We start from the raw sequence: 638 nt of genomic DNA on the forward strand, positions 1-638 counted from the left end.
GTCGCCCCCGGCACCCTCATCACCGAGACCACGCCGGCCCGCCCCAGCGGCGACTACGGCCGCACCAAGCTCGCCGGCGCCCGCGCCGTGCTCGCCGCCGCGCACGCCGGCGACGTCGACGGGGTCGTGCTGCGCGTCGTCAACGTCTGCGGCCCGCACCCGCCCCCCGCCAGCTTCCTCGGCGCCCTGCTGCGCCGGCTGCGCGCCGCCGCACCCGGCGACGACCTCACCGTCAGCGTCGCCGACGCCCGCCGCGACTACGTCGACGTCCGCGACGTGGCCGAGGCGGTGCTGCTCGCGGCCACCGCGCCCGCCACCGGGCGGATCGTCAACGTCGGGCGCGGCGAGGCCACCGAGGTACGCGAACTCGTCCGCCTGCTGCTGGCCGCCGCCGGCCGCCCGGCCGGCCTCGTGCGCGAGGACGCCGGCGAGGTCGCGAGCAAGGGCGGCGACTGGACCCGCGCCGACATCCGGCTCGCCCGCGACCTGCTGGGCTGGCGCCCCCGCGTCGATCTGCCCGGCTCCATCCGCGACATGTGGGCGGCGAGCACGGCGCGGGCGCCGGCGAGCTTGGTGCGGCCGTAGTCGCCGCTGGGGCGGGCCGGCGTGGTCTCGGTGATGAGGGTGCCGGGGGCGAC

1 protein-coding gene is annotated in these 638 nt (G+C 79.5%); it reads left to right on the forward strand.

Annotation, left to right across the window (positions count from 1 at the left end; translation table 11 throughout):
- Positions 1-585 (forward strand): NAD-dependent epimerase/dehydratase family protein (locus DEF28_RS26675; RefSeq protein WP_147281115.1); only part of this gene is annotated, 585 nt, incomplete at its 5' end.
- Positions 586-638 lie beyond the last annotated feature (53 nt).

Source organism: Marinitenerispora sediminis (assembly GCF_003336425.1).
Classification (GTDB): domain Bacteria; phylum Actinomycetota; class Actinomycetes; order Streptosporangiales; family Streptosporangiaceae; genus Marinitenerispora; species Marinitenerispora sediminis.